20 protein-coding genes are annotated in these 18,311 nt (G+C 67.2%); 8 read left to right on the top strand and 12 right to left on the bottom strand.

Annotated elements, in window-relative coordinates; all coding sequences use genetic code 11:
• Positions 1-14 precede the first annotated feature (14 nt).
• Genes ABIC63_RS12205 through ABIC63_RS12220 form a run of 4 tightly spaced genes read left to right on the top strand, consistent with a single transcriptional unit; the run spans position 15 to position 3,684 of the window.
• Positions 15-740, top strand: coding sequence for an ABC transporter ATP-binding protein (locus tag ABIC63_RS12205; RefSeq protein WP_354319952.1), 726 nt, complete (start codon positions 15-17; stop codon positions 738-740).
• Entirely contained in the window at positions 737-1,729 is a 993-nt protein-coding gene (locus ABIC63_RS12210; RefSeq protein ID WP_294368559.1) for a branched-chain amino acid ABC transporter permease, read from the top strand. The genes ABIC63_RS12205 and ABIC63_RS12210 overlap by 4 nt, the downstream gene beginning before the upstream one ends.
• A gap of 18 nt (positions 1,730-1,747) precedes the next feature.
• Positions 1,748-2,812 (top strand): branched-chain amino acid ABC transporter permease, encoded by a 1,065-nt coding sequence (locus ABIC63_RS12215; protein WP_354319953.1) that lies wholly within the window; start codon positions 1,748-1,750, stop codon positions 2,810-2,812.
• On the top strand, positions 2,809-3,684 hold the full coding sequence (locus tag ABIC63_RS12220) for an alpha/beta fold hydrolase (protein ID WP_354319954.1): 876 nt from the start codon (positions 2,809-2,811) through the stop codon (positions 3,682-3,684). The genes ABIC63_RS12215 and ABIC63_RS12220 overlap by 4 nt, the downstream gene beginning before the upstream one ends.
• A 206-nt stretch (positions 3,685-3,890) precedes the next feature.
• Here ABIC63_RS12220 and ABIC63_RS12225 read toward each other — a convergent pair whose 3' ends face one another.
• The 9 genes from ABIC63_RS12225 to ABIC63_RS12265 all read right to left on the bottom strand — a co-directional run bounded on the left by ABIC63_RS12225 (position 3,891) and on the right by ABIC63_RS12265 (position 12,695).
• Entirely contained in the window at positions 3,891-4,277 is a 387-nt protein-coding gene (locus ABIC63_RS12225) for a hypothetical protein (RefSeq protein WP_354319955.1), read from the bottom strand.
• A gap of 570 nt (positions 4,278-4,847) precedes the next feature.
• A complete protein-coding gene (locus ABIC63_RS12230) occupies positions 4,848-5,357 on the bottom strand; it encodes a hypothetical protein (RefSeq protein WP_354319956.1) in 510 nt (169 codons plus the stop codon).
• 737 nt (positions 5,358-6,094) lie between these two features.
• The gene (locus ABIC63_RS12235; RefSeq protein ID WP_354319957.1) at positions 6,095-6,553 is read right to left on the bottom strand and encodes a PA2169 family four-helix-bundle protein; all 459 of its coding nucleotides are present in this window, start codon (positions 6,551-6,553) and stop codon (positions 6,095-6,097) included.
• A 277-nt stretch (positions 6,554-6,830) separates the two neighbouring features.
• Positions 6,831-7,070: a hypothetical protein gene (locus ABIC63_RS12240; RefSeq protein WP_354319958.1), complete on the bottom strand. Its 240-nt coding sequence runs from the start codon at positions 7,068-7,070 to the stop codon at positions 6,831-6,833.
• Between the two features lie 56 nt (positions 7,071-7,126).
• Positions 7,127-7,438: a GNAT family N-acetyltransferase gene (locus ABIC63_RS12245; protein WP_017760619.1), complete on the bottom strand. Its 312-nt coding sequence runs from the start codon at positions 7,436-7,438 to the stop codon at positions 7,127-7,129.
• Positions 7,439-7,505: 67 nt separating this feature from the next.
• Positions 7,506-10,214, bottom strand: a complete 2,709-nt coding sequence (locus ABIC63_RS12250) for a response regulator (RefSeq protein ID WP_354319959.1) — start codon at positions 10,212-10,214, stop codon at positions 7,506-7,508.
• Positions 10,215-10,501: 287 nt separating this feature from the next.
• On the bottom strand, positions 10,502-10,693 hold the full coding sequence (locus ABIC63_RS12255) for a hypothetical protein (protein WP_294368532.1): 192 nt from the start codon (positions 10,691-10,693) through the stop codon (positions 10,502-10,504).
• Between the two features lie 366 nt (positions 10,694-11,059).
• The gene (locus tag ABIC63_RS12260) at positions 11,060-11,746 is read right to left on the bottom strand and encodes a substrate-binding domain-containing protein (protein WP_354319960.1); all 687 of its coding nucleotides are present in this window, start codon (positions 11,744-11,746) and stop codon (positions 11,060-11,062) included.
• Between the two features lie 43 nt (positions 11,747-11,789).
• The gene (locus ABIC63_RS12265; RefSeq protein ID WP_354319961.1) at positions 11,790-12,695 is read right to left on the bottom strand and encodes a LysR family transcriptional regulator; all 906 of its coding nucleotides are present in this window, start codon (positions 12,693-12,695) and stop codon (positions 11,790-11,792) included.
• A gap of 108 nt (positions 12,696-12,803) precedes the next feature.
• On the opposite strand from ABIC63_RS12265, the gene ABIC63_RS12270 reads away from it, so the two are divergent.
• Genes ABIC63_RS12270 through ABIC63_RS12285 form a run of 4 tightly spaced genes read left to right on the top strand, consistent with a single transcriptional unit; the run spans position 12,804 to position 16,039 of the window.
• The gene (locus ABIC63_RS12270; RefSeq protein WP_354319962.1) at positions 12,804-14,165 is read left to right on the top strand and encodes an aromatic ring-hydroxylating dioxygenase subunit alpha; all 1,362 of its coding nucleotides are present in this window, start codon (positions 12,804-12,806) and stop codon (positions 14,163-14,165) included.
• Positions 14,162-14,644, top strand: coding sequence for an aromatic-ring-hydroxylating dioxygenase subunit beta (locus tag ABIC63_RS12275; protein WP_354319963.1), 483 nt, complete (start codon positions 14,162-14,164; stop codon positions 14,642-14,644). The genes ABIC63_RS12270 and ABIC63_RS12275 overlap by 4 nt, the downstream gene beginning before the upstream one ends.
• 10 nt (positions 14,645-14,654) lie before the next feature.
• Positions 14,655-15,044, top strand: a complete 390-nt coding sequence (locus ABIC63_RS12280; RefSeq protein ID WP_354319964.1) for a chorismate mutase — start codon at positions 14,655-14,657, stop codon at positions 15,042-15,044.
• The gene (locus ABIC63_RS12285; protein ID WP_294368515.1) at positions 15,041-16,039 is read left to right on the top strand and encodes a Bug family tripartite tricarboxylate transporter substrate binding protein; all 999 of its coding nucleotides are present in this window, start codon (positions 15,041-15,043) and stop codon (positions 16,037-16,039) included. The genes ABIC63_RS12280 and ABIC63_RS12285 overlap by 4 nt, the downstream gene beginning before the upstream one ends.
• Before the next feature lie 38 nt (positions 16,040-16,077).
• On the opposite strand, the gene ABIC63_RS12290 is transcribed toward ABIC63_RS12285, so the two are convergent.
• The 3 genes from ABIC63_RS12290 to ABIC63_RS12300 all read right to left on the bottom strand — a co-directional run bounded on the left by ABIC63_RS12290 (position 16,078) and on the right by ABIC63_RS12300 (position 18,218).
• Complete coding sequence (locus ABIC63_RS12290; RefSeq protein WP_294368513.1) at positions 16,078-16,377, bottom strand: hypothetical protein; 300 nt, start codon at positions 16,375-16,377, stop codon at positions 16,078-16,080.
• Between the two features lie 54 nt (positions 16,378-16,431).
• Complete coding sequence (locus tag ABIC63_RS12295) at positions 16,432-17,481, bottom strand: glycerophosphodiester phosphodiesterase (RefSeq protein WP_354319965.1); 1,050 nt, start codon at positions 17,479-17,481, stop codon at positions 16,432-16,434.
• 155 nt (positions 17,482-17,636) lie between these two features.
• Positions 17,637-18,218 (bottom strand): YceB family lipoprotein, encoded by a 582-nt coding sequence (locus ABIC63_RS12300; RefSeq protein WP_354319966.1) that lies wholly within the window; start codon positions 18,216-18,218, stop codon positions 17,637-17,639.
• Between the last annotated feature and the right edge of the window lie 93 nt (positions 18,219-18,311).

An 18,311-nucleotide genomic window follows, 5' to 3' on the forward strand; every position in this document is an offset into this window, starting at 1 on the left:
AAGGAGCAACAGCCATGAATCAAGCACTTCTCACGCTCGAAGGCGTGCACACCCACATCGGCGCGTACCACATCCTCCACGGCGTGGACCTGGTGGTACCCAAGGGCCAACTCACCATGCTGCTGGGCCGCAACGGTGCCGGCAAGACCACCACGCTGCGCACGATCATGGGCCTGTGGAAGGTGGCGCAGGGCCGCGTGCAGTTCGGCGGCAAGAGCATCGCCAACCTGCCCACGCCGCAGATCGCCGACCTGGGCATCGCCTACGTGCCCGAGACCATGGGCATCTTCGCGGACCTGACGGTGAAGGAAAACATGCTCCTGGCCGCGCGCAGCGCCCGCCGCGCGCAGGACATGGACGAGGCGCGGCTGAAGTGGATCTTCCGGCTCTTCCCCGCGGTCGAGAAGTTCTGGAACCACCCCGCCGGCAAACTCTCCGGCGGGCAGAAGCAGATGCTGGCCGTCTCGCGCGCCATCGTCGAGCCGCGCGAGCTGCTCATCATCGACGAGCCCAGCAAGGGCCTGGCGCCGGCCATCATCAACAACATGATCGACGCCTTCGCCGAGCTCAAGGCCAGCGGCGTGACCATCCTGCTGGTGGAGCAGAACATCCACTTCGCCCAACGCCTGGGCGACACCGTGGCCGTGATGGACAACGGCCGCGTGGTGCACGCCGGCGGCATGGCCGAGTTCTCGGCCGACACGCAACTGCAGCAGCGCCTGCTGGGACTGGCCCTATGACGACCCTCGCCAAAGACATCGACTGGAAGCCGCTGCTGCTGGTGCCCGCGCTCGCGCTGGTGGCCCTGCCGCTGGTGGGCTCGCCCTCCACCTGGCTCACGCTCACCATCGCGGGCCTGGCGATGGGCATGATCGTGTTCATCATCGCCTCGGGCCTCACGCTGGTGTTCGGGCTGATGGACGTGCTGAACTTCGGCCACGGCGTGTTCATCGCGCTGGGTGCCTTCGTGGCCACCAGCGTGCTGGGCGCCATGGGCGACTGGACGCAGTCCTCGTCCATCCTCACCAATCTGGTGGCGGTGCTGCCGGCCATGGTGGTCGCCATGCTGGTGGCGGGCGCGGTGGGCCTGGCCTTCGAGCGCTTCATCGTGCGGCCGGTGTACGGCCAGCACTTGAAGCAGATCCTCATCACCATGGGCGGCATGATCATCGGCGAGGAGCTGATCAAGGTGATCTGGGGCCCGGCGCAGATTCCGCTGCCGCTGCCCGAGGGCCTGCGCGGCTCCTGGCTGTGGGGCGATGCGGCGGTGGAGAAGTACCGCGTGCTGGCCGTGATCGTCGGTGCGCTGGTCTTCGGCCTGCTGGCCTGGACGCTGGCCCGCACCAAGATCGGCCTGCTGATCCGCGCCGGCGTGCAGGACCGCGAGATGGTCGAGTCCCTCGGCTACCGCATCCGCGTGCTCTTCGTCGGCATCTTCGTGGCGGGCAGCGCGCTGGCCGGCCTGGGCGGCGTGATGTGGGGCCTGTACCAGCAGAACGTGATCCCGCAGATGGGCGCGCAGGTCAACGTGCTGATCTTCATCGTCATCATCATCGGCGGCCTGGGCTCGACCACCGGCGCGCTGATCGGCGCACTGCTGGTGGGGCTGATGGCCAACTACACCGGCTTCGTCGCGCCGAAGGTGGCGCTGTTCTCGAACATCGCGCTGATGGTGGCGATCCTGCTGTGGCGGCCACAGGGCGTGTACCCCGTGGCGGGCAGCCGCTGAAAGGGAAGGGGACCGATCATGCTTCGACGCCTTCTCTCCAACGACCTGCCGCGCAGCAAGGTGCTGGCGGTGCTGCTGCTGGCCGTGCTGCTGGGCCTGGCCTTCGCGCCCTTCCTGTTCCCGGGCGTCAAGGCGCTCAACGTGGCGGCCAAGATCCTGGTCTTCATCGTGCTGGTGGCCAGCTTCGACCTGCTGCTGGGCTACACCGGCATCGTGAGCTTCGCCCACACCATGTTCTTCGGCATCGGTGCCTACGGCGTGGCCATCGCGGCCACGCGCATGGGCGCGGGCTGGGACGCGGTGCTCGTCGGCGTGCTGTGCGCGCTGGCCGTCTCGCTGGTGCTGGCGCTGGCCGTGGGCCTGTTCTCGCTGCGGGTGCGGGCCATCTTCTTCGCCATGATCACGCTGGCGGTGGCCTCGGCCTTCCAGACGCTGGCCTCGCAGCTGTCGGACTTCACCGGTGGCGAGGACGGGCTGACCTTCAAGTTGCCGGAACTCATCTCGCCCAGCTTCGAGTTCAGCGAGGAGCCCTTCCTCGGCGTCTCGCTCGATGGCCGGCTGCTGTGCTACTACCTGCTCTTCGTGATGGCCGTGGTGCTGGTGCTGGCGCTGCTGCGCATCGTCAACTCGCCCTTCGGCCGCGTGCTGCAGGCGATCCGCGAGAACGAGTTCCGCGCGGAGGCGATTGGCTACCGGGTGGTGGTGTTCCGCACGTTGTCTGCGGTGCTGTCGGCGCTGTTCGCCACGCTGGCCGGCGCCATGCTGGCCATCTGGCTGCGCTACAACGGGCCGGACACCTCGCTCAGCTTCGAGATCATGGTCGACGTGCTGCTGATCGTGGTGATCGGCGGCATGGGCACCATCTACGGCGCGGCCATCGGCGCGGTGCTCTTCGTGGTGGCGCAGAGTTATCTGCAGGACCTGCTGCGTCTGGGCAGCGAGGCGGCGAGCGGGCTGCCCTGGCTGTCGGCGGTGCTGTCGCCCGACCGCTGGCTGCTGTGGCTGGGCGTGCTCTTCGTGCTCTCGGTCTATTACTTTCCCACCGGCATCGTCGGCAAGCTGCGCAGCAGGAGCGCGAAATGAGCGTCACCCCCACTTCCCATTACGCGCAGCTGGTCGGCCGCGAGATCCACTGGATGGACTGGGGCGACCCAGCCGCGCCTACGGTGATCGCGTGGCACGGTCTGGCCCGCACGGGTCGCGACATGGACGAGCTGGCAGTGCACCTGGTGGGCGAGGGCTGGCGCGTGATCTGTCCCGACACCCTGGGCCGCGGCCTCAGTCAGTGGAGCCCCGCGCCTGACGAGGAATACCAGCTCGCCTTCTATGCGCGTCTGGCCGACGCGCTGTGCGAGCACCTGGGCCTGGCGCGCGTGCACTGGGTGGGCACGTCGATGGGCGGCGCCATCGGCACGGTGTGTGCGTCCGGTCTCGTGGTCCCGGCGATGAAGCAGCGCATCGCCGCGCTGGTGCTCAACGACAACGCGCCGCAACTGGCCGCCGCGGCCATCGAGCGCATCAAGGCCTACGCGGGCAACCCGCCGGCCTTCGACATGGTGAGCGAGCTGGAGGCGTTTCTGCGCACCGTCTACAAGCCCTACGGCTGGCTGAGCGATGCGCAATGGCGGCGCATGACGGAGACCTCGACCCGCCGCCTGCCGGATGGACGCGTCACGCCGCATTACGACCCGGCCATGGTGCGGCAGTTCACCGTGCACGACGACGACTACCTCATCTGGTCGCACTACGACGCCATCGAGGTGCCGGTGATGATCCTGCGTGGCGCCGAGTCGGACCTGGTGCTGCCCGAGACGGTCGAGGCGATGCGCCACCGCGGGCCCGGTGCGGCGGGGCGGCTGACGGTGCTGGAGGTGCCGGGTTGCGGGCATGCGCCGGCGTTGAACGTGCCTGAGCAGTTGGAGCCTGTCGCTGCCTTCCTGCGTTCGGCGCCTTAGTTTGGCGCGATCGCGGTGCAAGAGGCCCGCTGTTGCGGGCCTTCTTCTTTGTTGTGGTCATGGGCCGTCTGCTGCCGTGAGGGTGGCTTCACCACTTTCTTGCGACGCAGCGTTTGACGTGAGGGGCGGCTGGAGCCGCAGGCGAAGGGAACCGCAAGCACAGCTTGCGAGCGTCCCTCTCAACGGAATTGTTAGAAGTTTGGTATTTATAGCTTTGCAAGGATTAGATCTCCATATGCGGCAATGAAGGTACCAACGACGATACACGTATGCGCGATGTAGCCAATGCCTTTACGTAGGCGAGAAAGCTCAAAGACGGTTGGGCCGCCTATACCACTGGCCCACTCAATAGATTTTGCGCTGGCAAAAGACGCAAAGTTGTTGTGCCGATACTCCAAGACAGCCCCAAGCAAGACGACAACTGCTCCAGAGCGTGTGAACCAATTGGACTGCGGGTCTATTGACTGGAGCCAGAGCGAGGCAGATACCACCAAGCAAATACCAACAAGAACTATGGCATCTGGTATTGCCTCACGGACTTTGTTGCCCGGAATCCAGGCAACAACAACATGACCATCATCGCTTTGCGCCATGGCTCATTGAACTTCTAACGTGGAGGTGAGGGACGCCGTGCCGGCATCGCCGGCACGGCGTCCCAGCGGCCGAGTCGCGCCTCGACGGTAGGGTTAGCCATCGCCAAGAGGAGGCGGCAACTTGGATGCCTCAGAGTCCGGAATCTTTTCCCAGGTTATAACTTTGCCACTCGGCAACATGACATTGTCTCCGCTACGGATGCTCATCGCAAAAGCTTGGACGACCGCAGTATTGATTTTGCGGTTCTGAACCTTTTGCTCGTCGCGGGCGCGATACCAGATTCCTCCCAAGTGTTCCCATGCCGTGGTGCTGATGTTGTGTGGGTAGAAAGCGCCAATCGGCCTCCCGTTGTCTTGAGCCCGACTTCCGAAGACGGCATAGATAGCCGCGGTCAATGGAGTGAGAACACCTTGAACGTTCTTTCTGTGCTGGGAATGTGGTCTGTAAGTCGTGGTGGAATAGTGGGCAGGGTTGGTTGCGATGCCTAACGTTTGACATAACCGGAGCCGAGCGCCATGGAGGTTACCCAAAGTGCCGCAGGCATTTTGGGCGTCCGGTTGATGGAACTGTTAGGCACGCGCGCCCCTAAGGCCTGGAAATTTCTTGAGTGATTCGAAATCAATTTTTTCTACGCGAAATGCTACGAAATTGTGTCCAATTTCTTCTGCGCAGCGCTCTACTTTTTCAACTATGACGGCAAGTTCTTCGTATGACAAAAACTTGCCATCATCTGTTGTGTGGGCAATGGCTTCTATGAGTGGCTGATCAAGAGCGTCTTGAAGGAGCATTAGGCAGAGAGGGTTGTGCGCAATAAGGTTGCGATGTTGTATTAATGCTTTTGCTTCGAGCAATGAATTACAAAATGCTTCTTTAGTTGATTCTTTTGCGTCTTGAATCCTTGCTAGATCGTGGGCTAGATCGATTCTTTGTGAAAGACGCGCTCGAGAAAAATGCTTGTGAATGTGTTCTCCCGCCCAATCCCGAATGCATTCATGGGTTGTGCGTTCAATGCTCCCACAAGCAATAAATACTCGACCAATCAGAGGAGCCCATTTTTCTGAATCTACAAGGCTAACCATGTGAGTGCTTAACGTGTTCTAGGGAGACAGTTAGCGCCGCGTAGGCAGGCGCACTGCGCCCTAGATCGGCACCCTTGCCGCATCGTAAGCCGTTGACGCGCTATCGGATTTTCCCCTTCGGCTGTGCGCTTGGACAAAATTAGACCTCCGACAAAAGCGGCCCGCCGACAACCACCTAGCAGAGGTTGGCTGGCCGCCTGGGCAGCACCCATGATGCCAGTTGTGCCAACATCTGCGGCCTCTCGGAATTACCTGCTGCCGCGGCCCAATGTGGATATGTCGCCACGGCGCGCAACGGGGGGCTGGACCAGTTGCGAGAAGGCCCGCGGTTGACGCACAACAGCCTGCGTATCGAGAAGACCTGCGTCTACGGGTGAAGGCATTTATTCGCTTCCCCGGCTGCGGCTCCCTGCCGAGCTCGGGGTGACGGAGGTGGATTGGCCACCCGCAGCGCCGCTGGGACGTGCCCATCGTCCTCAGCGTTCAACAGTTGCGCATTGTCCTCGCCAAGCTTGAGGGGCAGCATCGCCGGGCGTTGATCGTGCACGAGTGAAAGAGAGCGAGGGGTAGCTTCATCATGGCGCCGCAGTCGCCCCTTCCTGAACTGCGCCATTCAATGGGGTCAGTGATCCGACGAAGGCAATCGTCCGGAGCACTTCGTCGGCGGGGCCCAAGACGCCGATGGACGCCAAGTGCCGCGCGGCCGCGCTTCCGCGCGGCCCCTGCCGCTCGGGCGATCAACTGGCAGCGCGCGCCTGGTCGCGCAGGTTCCTGATCTGATCATGGTTCTTCTGGGCGCCCTGCGCCTGACGCTCGATCAGCGCGCGCACGTCGGCCGGCAGATCCTGCTGCAGCGCCTTGCGGTAACGCGCCACGGCAGCGTCCTCACCGCGCTCGCATTCTTCGAGCATCGACTCTTCGCTGTTGGCGCCGACGGCGCCCTTCACATGCACCCAGCCTCGGTGCAGCGCGCCGGACGTCGTGCCGCCGTCCGCGGGCTTGCCGCCCAGGCGGACCACGAGTTCCTGCAGTTCCCGTGCGGCCTGCGCGCATTCCGCCGCCCGGGCGCTGAAGGTGGTGCGCAGGCTGCTGTTCTCGACCTCTTCGGCGCAGAGGCGGAAGCCGTATTCGCCGTCGCGCGAGTTCTCCAGCAGGTCGTTGAGGGTGTCGATGACGTCGTTGGTGGTCTGGGCCATGGTGGGCTCCTTCTTCAATGGGTGGTTCGGTGACCGAGGGGAGGGGAGAGAAGCCTTCCCTCTCGGCTGCGGAACCGCCATGGTTGAAGGGTGCGATCTTTCGGCCCGTCGTCGGGCCACGCGCCCCGCTGTAGGTGCAGGGGCCTTCGCGCTGCCCGTCAGGCGCAGAGGCGTTGTCGGAGGCGCCGGCTCAGAGCCGGAGTGTTCGTGGTCCGGCTCCAGCGGTGGCGCTTGGCGTGACGAGCGGACGGGGACAAGAGACTTTCCGGCGCTTGGCTCAGGAGAGCTGCAGCAGTTCGGTCGGGCTGATCATGTGCAGCCGCATGAGCTCGTCGGCCACCCGCGCGCCGCTCAGCGGTGTCACGCCCTCCCGCTGCGCATAGGCCAGCAGCCCGTTGCGCAAGGTGGTGCGTGACACGAAGAAGCTGCGTTCCCGCAAGTGGGCCAGGATCTCATCCACCACCACCTCGAATAGAGCGGCTTCATCAGGCGGGGTGTGCTGGGTGGTGTCGGTCATGGCGCGGCCGGGAGGAGTGATGCACGGCGCGAAGCAAGCTTCGTGCGAGCCCAGGCTCAGATGCCGAACGCGCGGCGGCTTTCCGGTGCGATGAGGTCGTGGAACTCGGGATGTTTGCGCAGGAAGGCTGCCACGAAGGGGCAGACCGGAATCACGCGCGTGCCCATCGCCCGCACATCCTCCAGCGCGTGGCGCACCAGCGTGGAGCTCAGGCCACGGCCCTCGAATTCGGGAAGGATCTCGGTGTGGGTGAACACCAGCCCATTGGCCAGCACGTTGTATTCGCTGAAGCCGGCCAGTGTGTCGCCCAGCAGGATCTCGTAGCGGTGGGCGGCTTCGTTCTTTCGAAGGGAGGGGGTCTGCGTCATGCGGCTCCTTGCGGTCAAAAGGTGGCCGGCCATCATCGCCGAGCGCCGTGGCCGGCGCCCAGGCTCGTCAGTGGCGTCCGTCTGTCGCAGCGGCCGTCGAGGCGGCCTGCATCGGTGCCGCAGGTTCGAGCGCCGCCTTCACGGCCGAGACCAGCGCCGCGGAGGTGTAGGGCTTGGCCAGGATCAGGCTGCCGCTGAGGTCGCCGCGCAGCAGGGGCGAGGCATCGCCGCTGGCGAAGATCGTGACCAGTTCGGGCACCTGCGTGCGCAGGGCCGCGGCCAGTTCGGTGCCCGAGGCACCGGGCAGGTTGATGTCGGTCACCATGACCTGCGGACGATGGCGCTGCGCCAGGGCCTCGGCCTCTTCGGCGCTGCCGGCCTCGACCACGGTGAAGCCCGTGTCGGTCAGCATCGCGGCCGAGGTCACGCGGATCAGCGGATCGTCTTCGACCAGCAGCACGACGCCGGCGCTGGGGCGGGCCGGGGCGGCTGTGGCGCTCGCCGCGGCCGGCCGGTCTGGCGTCGATGCGGAGGCCGGAGCGGCACTGGAGGGCGCAGGGGCCGCGGGCGCGGCGGCCTGCCGCTGCGCCCGGTTGCCCAGCAGGTGGCGCACCTTGCGCGCCAGGGCCTCGCGCGAATAGGGCTTGGACAGCAGCTCCACGCCGGCATCCAGCCGGCCGCCGTGGACGATGGAGTTCTCGGTGTAGCCCGAGGTGAAGAGCACCGCCAGGTCCGGAATGCGCTGGCGGGCCTGACGCGCCATCTCGGGGCTCTTGAGCGGGCCGGGCATCACCACGTCGGTGAAGAGCAGATCGACCGGAATGCCGCTTTCGATCACGGCCAGGCCCTTGGAGGCATCGGACGCCTGCAGCACCCGGTAGCCCAGGTCGGCCAGCATGGCCACGACCACCTCGCGCACCTCGGCATCGTCCTCTACCACCAGCACGACCTCGGTGCCGCCCTCGACGGCGCCGGCGTCCAGTCGCACCGCGACATCCTCCGCCTGCATGGCGCGCGGCAGGAACACCTTCACGGTGGTGCCATGCCCGACTTCCGAATAGATCTTGATGTGGCCGTTGGACTGCTTGACGAAGCCGTACACCATCGACAGGCCCAGGCCCGATCCCTTGCCTTCCGGCTTGGTGGAGAAGAAGGGCTCGAAGGCCCGGGCGATGACCTCCGGCGGCATGCCGGCGCCTGTGTCCGACACGGCCAGCATCACGTACTGGCCCGGCGCGACCTCGTCGTGCTGGCGCGCATAGGCCTCGTCCAGGTGCACGTTGGCCAGCTCGATCGTCAGCCGGCCCGAGCCGTTCATGGCGTCGCGCGCGTTGATGGCGAGGTTGAGCACCGCGTTCTCGATCTGGTTCGGATCGACGAAGGTGTTCCACAGGCCGCCCCCGAGCACCGTCTCGATCTCGATCGCGCCACCCAGGGCGCGGCGCAGCATCTCGTCCATGCCCTGCACCATGCGGGTGGCGTTGACCACGCGCGGCTCCAGCGGCTGGCGCCGGCCGAAGGCCAGCAGCTGGGCCGCCAGCTTGGCCCCGCGCGAGACGCCGGCCATGGCATTGGCCACCAGCCGCTGTGCGCGCTCGTTGCCGGCGATGTCCTTGGACAGCAGGTGCAGGCTGCCCGAGATGACCTGCAGCAGGTTGTTGAAGTCGTGGGCCACGCCGCCGGTGAGCTTGCCGATGGACTCCAGCTTCTGCGCCTGCGCGAGCTTGGCCTCGGCCTGCCGGCGCTCGTCGATCTCGGCGATGACGCGCGCTTCGAGGTTCTCGTTGAGCAGCCGCAGTTGCTCCTCGGCCCGCTCGCGATGGCGCACCTGGGCGGCCAGCGCCGTGGCCTGGGCCACCAGGCTGCGTTCCGCGGCGCGCTGTTCGGTGATGTCGGTGTGCACGCCCACCCATTCGTCGATGCTGCCGTCCTCGCGCAGGATGGGCAGGCCGCGCACGGCGAAGTTGCGCCAGACGCCGTCGCTGCGGCGCACCCGGTGCTCGTGGATGAACATGGTGCGGCCTTCGACGGCCGCATTCCAGGTGGCGATGGCGCCCTGCGCATCGTCCGGGTGCAGGGCGTCGGCCCAGCCGTAGCCTTCGTATTCCTGCTGGGTCTGCCCGGTGAGCGCGGCCCAGCCCGGCTGTTCGCCGGTCATGCGGCCATCGGCGCTGTTGGTCCAGAGCACGCCATGGACGGCGTCCATCGCCGTGCGAAAGCGCCGGTTGCCCACGCGCAGCCCGGCTTCCTGCCGCGCCCGGTCGGTCACGTCGAGGACCGTGCACATGACGCCGGCTGCCGCGCCTGCCGCTTCGTACACGGGCGTGTAGAAGAGGTCGAAGACATGCTGCTGTGGCCCGTCCTCCCGCATCAGCGTCATCGCGTGTTCGCGGAAGCAGACGATCTCGCCGCCAAGGCAGCGTTGCAGCACCTCCCGGTTCCATTCGGCGATCTCCGGCCACACCTCCATCGTCGTCCGGCCCAGTGCATCGGGATGCTGCGTGCCCAGCACGGCCCGGTAGGCGTCGTTGTAGAGCATCACATGGTCGGTGCCCCACATCAGCACCTTGGGCACGGGCGAGTTGACGATGTTGGAGACCGTGGTCCGCAGCGCTGGTGACCAGGCGTCCACCACGCCCAGCGGGGTGGTCGACCAGTCCCGCTGGCGGATCAGTGCCCCGCATTCCCCGCCTGCGGGCGGCCAGCCCGTGCCGTCGGACGGCGTTGGGCCCGAGTCTTCTGAAAGGGACGGCTGGACGGTGGAGACGTTCGGCATATCGGCTGTCGGTGGGGGAAAGCGCAGGAAAGACAGCCGGCGTGGGTCCTCACCCGTCCGTCAGCGTCGTGGCGCGCAGAGCGCCGCGGGATTCTCGTCAGCCGAAAGCGGTCGTCTTGACGGACAAGGCCGCGACACGCGGGGTGTTCGGGCCCATGGCCGCTGCGTGTGGCGGGGCCTCGGGCGCCAGGGCCTCGCGCCGTTGCGGGCAGCCGCGGCAGGGGAGGTGGGCCGGATGCACAGCGGCCTGTCGCGTGTGTCGTGCGTGCGCGGCGAGGCGCGCATCTTCAAGGCCGGTGCAGCGACGTCCAGCAATAGATCACCAGCGAAAAGCACAGGCTGATCAATAACGCGACCACCTTCTGCGCCGTATTTCTTTCTTCGGCACTGATGAAGAAAAGAACGACCGCCAAGACAAAACTGATGGTCAGGATCATGAATTGTTCGGCCGGCATTTTCTGGAAGCCCAGCAGGGTCATCGATGGCGGTTCAAGGGAAGCAGGCGTCTGCGGCCATCGATTTGCGCCGGGCCGCCCCCCAGTATGAAGCGCGGCCCACGTGCATTCAGTCAATCAATGAAATCTTTTGTCAATGTAATGAAAAGGCTGGTGAATTAATTCCTCTTCTGCGCGTTTGGCTGGATTGCCGCCAGACGCCGCCCAGAGGTCGTGGCTGGCCTCGCCGCGAACGGCGGCGGACCCATATCGGAAAAAGGAATTGGAAAAGTGGGGAGGGCCCTCGGCTCAATTCGGCCGGCGGCCTCGTCGGTCAAGGCCTGGCGGAAACGGGGATCGACGGTCCCGAAATACCGCCCGGCGTGGGCGTGCCACCGATGCGGCTGGCCCTCAGGCCGGCGCCATCCCTTGGCGACGAATGGCGCCGGCGGCCTCAGGGCCGGCCATGAAGTCGAGCACCGCCTGGGCCTCAGCCGCCCGCGTGCTGGTGGCCGCCACGGCACCCGAGAAGGTGGTGACGATCTGGATCGCGTCGGGCAGCGGGCCCAGGATGTCGATGCCTTCCAGGTTGAGCATCTCGCTCAGTTGCTGGAAGCCCAGCGCCACCTCGCCCTTGGCCACCAGGCTGCCCACCGGCACGCCGGGCGGCGCGGTGACGATGCGCGGCTGGATCTCGGCGGCGATGCCCCAGCGCTCGAAGAGCTTGGCCAGTTGCACGCCGCTGGGGCCGGTGGAATAGGCCAGGCTCTGCGCGCCCAGCACGGCCTGCTTGACGGCCTCTTCGCTGTCGATGGCAGGCCGCGGTGCCCCGGCCTTCACGGCCACGGCCACGCCCGACGTCACCAGGTCCTTGCGCGGGCTGGCCGTCTTGCCGGCGGCGGCCAGCTGGTCGATGGCGTTGGCCGCCAGCACCACCAGGTCGAAGGCCTCGCCGGCCTGCACGCGCTTGGCGGCATCGACGCCGCCCACCGATTCCACGCTCACCGCCTGGCCGGTGCGGCGTTCGTAATCGGTCGCCAGGTCGTTCAGGATCTGCCGGGTGGCCATGGAAGAGATGAGCGTCAGGGGGGCGGTCATGCTGCGGGTCGATGAGGGGTTGTCGGATGAACGGCGGATTGTGTCAGCCGTCGCCGAAGCGCGTCGCGATCAGCTGGCGCAGCCACTGATTGGCCGGCTCCCGGTGCAGGCGCGCGTGCCACAGCAGGTGGATGCCGATCTCCGGCAGCGGGGCGGGGTGCGCCAGCCAGCGCAGGCCGAAGGGCCCGGCCATGCGCTGGGCCAGCCGCTCGGGCACGGTGGCGATCATGTCGGTGCCAGCCAGGATGTGGCCCAGGGCCACGAAGTGCGGCACCGTCAGCCGTACCCGGCGTTCGATGCCCTGGCGGGCCAGCTCGTCCTCGACCACGCCGTGGCCGGTGCCCGCGGAGACCACGGCCAGGTGCTCGGCCGCGCTGAACTCGCGCAGGCCGATGCGGCGCTTGTCCAGCGGATGGCCCTGGCGCATCAGGCACACATAGCGCTGGGTGAACAGGCGCCGCTGGAAGAAGCCGGTGCGCAGCTGCGGCAGCAGGCCCAGGGCCAGGTCCACATGGCCGGACTCCATCTCGTCCTTGAGCTGCACCGCGGTGTTGCGTACCGTGCTCACGGTCACGCTGGGGGCGGCCTCGGCCAGGGCTTCCATGAGGCCGGGCAGGAAGTAGATCTCGCCGATGTCGGTCATGCCGATGGTGAAGGCGCGGCTGCTGGTGGCGGGGTCGAAGCCCTGGTCCTGCCGCAGCGCGCCCTGCAGCAGCTGCAGCGCGGCGGCCACCGGCTCGGCCAGTTGCACGGCGCGGGGCGTGGGCTCCATGCCGCGCGAGGTGCGCAGGAAGAGTTCGTCGCCCACCGCCTTGCGCAGCCGCGCCAGCGCGTTGCTCACGGCCGGCTGGCTCAGCCCCAGCGCCCGCGCCGCGCCCGAGACGCTGCGCTCGGCCAGCAACTGGTTGAACACCAGCAGCAGGTTCAGGTCGAGCTGCTTGAGGTCCATGATGTGTTATTGACAATGGTGATGGGGCCTATTCACCGGATTCTATTGGTGGATAGTGGGCCCGGCTGGATGATGCGGCCCATTACGACAACGACGGAGACACGCACGATGAACAGTGCGCCCCACGAGGCCCCGCTGCGCTGGGAAGCCGGCGGCACCAGCCGCATTCCCTTCGCCGCCTACACCCGCGACGACCTGCACCGCAAGGAGCTGGAGCGCTTCTTCTACCGCGGCCACTGGTGCTACGTGGGCCTGGAGGCGGAGATTCCCAACCCCGGCGACTTCAAGCGCACCGCCGTCGGCGAGCGCTCGGTGATCCTGGTGCGTGCGCAGGACGGCGGCATCCATGTGGTGGAGAACGTCTGCGCCCACCGCGGCATGGCCTTCTGCCGCGAGCGCCACGGCAACCGCAAGAGCTTCACCTGCCCCTACCACCAGTGGAACTACAACCTCACCGGCAAGCTGATGGGCGTGCCCTTCCGCCGCGGAGTGCGCGACGAGTCTGGGGAGATGCACGGCGGCATGCCCGAGGACTTCAAGCCCGAGGACCATGGCCTGACCAGACTCAAGGTGGCCACGCGCGGCGGCGTGGTGTTCGCCAGCTTCGACCATGAGGTCGAGTCGCTGGAGGACTTCATGGGCCCGGTCATCCTGCGCTGGTTCGACCGGCTCTTCAATGGCCGCAAGCTGAAGATCCTGGGCTACAACCGCCAGCGCATTCCCGGCAACTGGAAGCTGATGCAGGAGAACATCAAGGACCCGTACCACCCCGGACTGCTGCACACCTGGTTCGTGACCTTCGGCCTCTGGCGCGCGGACAACAAGTCGCAGCTGGTGATGGACGAGCGCCACCGCCACGCGGCCATGATCTCCACCCGCGGCCAGCAGGGCGCTGCCTCCCAGGTGACGCAGGTGTCGAGCTTCAAGGAGAAGATGTCGCTGGAGGACGCGCGCTTCCTGGACATCGTGCCGGAGCCGTGGTGGGGCGGGCCAACGGCAGTGATGACGACCTTGTTTCCAAGCGTCATCCTGCAGCAGCAGGTCAACAGTGTCTCCACGCGCCACATCCAGCCCGACGGCCACGGCGCCTTCTTCTTCGAATGGACGCACTTCGGCTTCGAGGATGACACCGAGGAGATGCAGCAGCGCCGCCTGCGCCAGGCCAATCTGTTCGGGCCGGCGGGCTTCGTCTCGGCCGACGACGGCGAGGTGATCGAGCTGTCGCAGATGGCCTTCGAGAGCAAGCCCGGCCACCGCGCCCTGGCCGAACTGGGCGGCCGCGACGTGGGCGATGCCGACCACATGGTCACCGAGACGCTGATCCGCGGCATGTACGACTACTGGCGCGGCGTGATGGAGGCACCCGGGGCCGATGTACCACCGGCCGCAGCGGCGGCGGCCCGACCGTCGCCGTGTGCGTCCGAAGGCGACTCGCCCCAAGTCCATGGGGAAGGGAGCGCCGCCCGATGAGCCCGCTCAATTTCGAGGACTGGTTCGCGCTCAGCCAGCTCTACGCCCGCTACGCCAGCGCGCTCGACGCCGCCGACTGGGACGCCTGGCCGGAGTTCTTCACCGAGGACTGCCGCTACCGGCTGCAGCCACGCGAGAACCATGAACGGGGCTTTCCGCTGGCCACGCTGTCGTTCGAGAGCAAGGCCATGCTGCGCGACCGCGTCTACGGCATCCGCGAGACGCTCTACCACGACCCCTACTACCAGCGCCACGTGGTCGGCACGCCGCTGGTGCGCGAGGTGGTGGACGGCCGCATCCGCTGCGAGGCCAACTACGCCGTCTTCCGCACCAAGCTGTCGCAGCTGACCACCGTGTTCAACGTGGGCCGCACGATCGATGAGGTGGTGCGGATGCCCGACGGCTCGCTCAAGTTCGCGTCGCGGCTGGTGGTGTACGACAGCGAGATGATCCCGAACTCGATCATCTACCCCATTTGAGGCCGGCTTCATGAACATTTCCATTGCCCACCTTTCAGGCACGGAACCCGATCCGCACGGCCCCCCGCTGCGGCGGTTCCTCGATCCCGGCTACACGCCGCTTTGCAACTCGCTGGCCGAGATCCGCGCCGGCATCGATGCGCTGGACGAGCAGATCGTCGCGCTGTTGGCCGAACGGGGGCGCTATGTGCGCGATGCCGCGCGCTTCAAGCGTGACGCCTTCCAGGTCTCGGCGCCTGCCCGGCAGGAGCAGGTGTTCGCCAAGGTGCGAGCGCTGGCCGAGGCCAAGGGCGCCTATCCCGAAGTGGTGGACGCCTGCTATCGCGCGATGGTGGCCGGTTTCATCGCGCGCGAGCAGCAGGACCATGCGGCCATGGCCCCGGTGGAGGATGGGCAATGACCCTGTTGCGTCGACATACCCTCCAATGGGCCGCGCTGGCGGCCATCGTGTCGGCAGCCTTGCCCGCTCAAGCCCAGAACGCTGCCGTGTCGCAGGACTGGCCCAGGCGCCCGATTCGCATCGTCGTGCCCTTTGGCGCCGGCTCGTCGCCGGACATCCTCGCGCGCATCGTCAATGACCGCCTGGCGCCAAGGCTGGGCCAGCCGGTGATCGTCGAGAACCGCGCCGGGGCAGGCGGCAACGCCGGCACCGACGTGGTGGCCAAGGCCAGTCCGGATGGCTATACCTTCCTTCTGTCGGTCAATGCCCCGCTGGTCTACAACACGGTGCTCTACCGCAACCTGCCCTACGACCCTTTCCGTGACCTGGCTCCGGTATCGCTGGCAGCCACCACACCCAACGTCTGTGCCGTCAATGCGCAGACCGGCATCGACTCGGTCAAGGGATGGCTGGATGCGCTGCGGCGCAACCCCGGCAAGTACAACTTTGCTTCCACCGGCAACGGGTCCATCGCGCACCTCGGCGTGGAGCTCGTCAAGGCGAAGACCCAGTCATTCGCCGTCCACATTCCCTACGCTTCGTCGGCGCAGGCCGTGACGGCGCTGGTGCAGGGCGACGTGCAGTTCGCCTGCCTGCCGCCGGTGACCGTGATGCCGCAGGTCAAGGCGGGCAAGCTCAAGGCCTTGGCCGTGACCTCCGCGCAGCGCTCCGCGCTGTTGCCCGATCTGCCGACGCTGCGCGAGTCCGGTCTGCCGGACATCCAGGCCGTGCCCTGGTTCGCCTACATGGCGCCACGCGACACACCGCGGCCGGTGGTCGAGCGCATGAGCCGGGAAATCGCCGCTGTGCTCGCCGAGCCTGAAGTCCGACAGCGTCTGCTCGGCGCCTACTTCGATCCGGTCGGCGGGACCCCGGAGCAACTCGCGGCCTTCATGCGTGACGAACTGCAGCGATGGAAGCCGGTGATCGAGCGCGCCGGCCTCAAGCCGGACTGAGTCCCCCATCGCCGTGCATAGAGGTGCACGAGGAAGACTCAGCCACCCAACAGCACACCCCGCGCCTTGTCCGTCCACAGCTGCAGGCTGTCCAGCAGGTCCTTCTGGCTGAAGGAGCAGCTTTCCTCGCTGAACAAGGCGCTGGATTCCAGGCGGTCCACCACGTCGAGCAGGACGGGCGCGTAGCGCGGTGGGAGCGCGGCCTGCAGCGCAGAGGCCTGGCGGGCGTGGTCGCACAGGCGGCCAAGTTGCAGCGGATCGCGGCGGGTGGCGGCGAGCAGGTCGGCGAGTCGGGCGAGCTGGTCCTGGGCGGTGGCGGCGTCGGTGGTCGTGTTCATGGCGCGAGCGGGGTGTTCGAGGTCGGTACGGTGCAGGGGCGCGGCCTGCAAAGGTCAGGCTGAGGCGGACCGTGCCGGCAGCGCAGGCGGCAGCGGCAGGTCGCGTTCCTGCATCAGCGCGCGCAGCCGGTCGGGATAGTCGGTGATCAGGCCGTCCACGCCCATGTCGATCAGGCGGGCCATGTCGGCCGGGTTGTTGACCGTCCAGGGCAGGACCTTCAGGTCCAGGTCGTGGGCCTCCTTCACCTGCTGGGGCTGCAGGTCGCCGAAGGCCGGCGACCAGATGGACAGGCCCTTGCCGCGCCGCGATGCGGCATCGATCAGCCGCGGCACGCTGCCGCCATGGTCGGCCAGGCGCAGGCCCGCGGTCCAGCGGCTGTCCTGCACGGTGCGCGGGCTGGTGAGCCAGGCGCGCCAGAGACGGGGTTCGCGTGTCTCGGCATACACCAGGCTGCGCCAGTCGAAGCTCTGCAGCGTGACGTGATGGAGGCGCCCGGCACGCCGTGCCTCGGCCAGGATGGCGTCGGTGATGGCTTCCGGCGAGGCGGTCTCCGCCGGCTTGGTAGGGTCGACCTTGGTCTCGATGTTGAAGTTGATCTGGCCCGCGCCGCGCCGGTCGGCCAGCGCGAACAGCTCTGCCAGGGTGGGAATGCGTTCGCCGTCGCGCGGCACCTGCGTGGCGAACTGCTGGCCGTACTTGGTGTTCGGGTTCAGCCGGCCGACGTCGTAGGTCTTGAGCTGGGCCAGGGTCAGTTGATGGATGGCGGGGCCGGTGGCACTCAGCCAGCGGCCCTGGGCGTCGCGCGTGTGGTCGGGGTTGAGGGCGGTGTCGTGGGAAATCACGGCCACGCCGTCGGCCGTGAGACCGATGTCGAGCTCCAGCGTGGTGACGCCGAGGCTGATCGCATGGTCGAAGGCGGCCAAGGTGTTCTCGGGTGCAAGGCCGCGGCCACCACGGTGCGCCTGCAGGTCCAGGAAGCGCTGTTCCGGCGCCTTGGGCACGGCCCGGCAGGCGGCCAGGCTGGCGAAGGCGGGAAGCAGGACGAGGGTGCCGCGGCCGAGCAGGGCGCGCCGGGACAGGGGCTGGGGAGGCGACGTGGACATGCCCTGATTCTGGACGCCGCCGATGACGGTGGCGTCAGCGCCAGCGCCGGGGTTTGCCCGGGGACACGGGACGTGTGGCAAGCAGCCGGGACGCGCCCTGCAGTGCCCGTGCGACGCGGCCACGGCGAAGCGTGCGTGGCCGCGTCCTTCGCACGCTATCGGAGCTGCACCTTGATGCCGTCCGCCAGCATGGTGATGTCGCCGATCTCGTAGGTCTTGCGGCCGACGGTCAGGTCTTCCTTGCGGAAGGTGTGCAGGGCCTGGCCCTGCAACAGCTCCTGCGCGACGGCGGCGCCTGCGCGCTGCAGGCGCACGGCGTCCTGGCCACCCACGCCGTCGAACACCACGCGCTCCGTGCGCGGCTGGTCCAGGCGCAGGCTCAGCGTCTCGGGGTCGTAGCGCAGCATGCTGCTCACAGCCACCTGGCCGCCCACCTGCGACGGATTGAGGAAGGGGCTGGCGATGGTGACGGCGGTGGTCAGCATCGCGCGATTGGCGCCCGGGTCCAGGTCCAGCCGCGGGTCGCGCAGCGTGACGTCCAGTAGGCCGCCGGCGCTCTGGCGCAAGGGGAATTTCTTCGCCACCTGGGCTTGCAGTTCCTCGCGCGAGGCCGTGTATTCGCTGGTGAAGAAGTTGAAGCCGGCCCAGGCGCTGCGCAGCGGCGCGGCCCCCAGCAGGAGCAGGGCGCCGCCGCTGGCGAGCAGGTGGCGGCGTGCGGCGAGGTCGGGTTGCGTCATGCGAGGTTTGAAGGTGAGGCCAGGGATGGGTTCCTCGGCCGTCGAAGAGGTGGTGTCCGCATGTTTCGCGGACGTTCGATCAATGGGCCGGGC

Origin of the sequence: Pseudacidovorax sp. 1753, from assembly GCF_040544975.1 — a bacterium.
Taxonomy (GTDB): Bacteria; Pseudomonadota; Gammaproteobacteria; order Burkholderiales; family Burkholderiaceae_C; genus Xenophilus.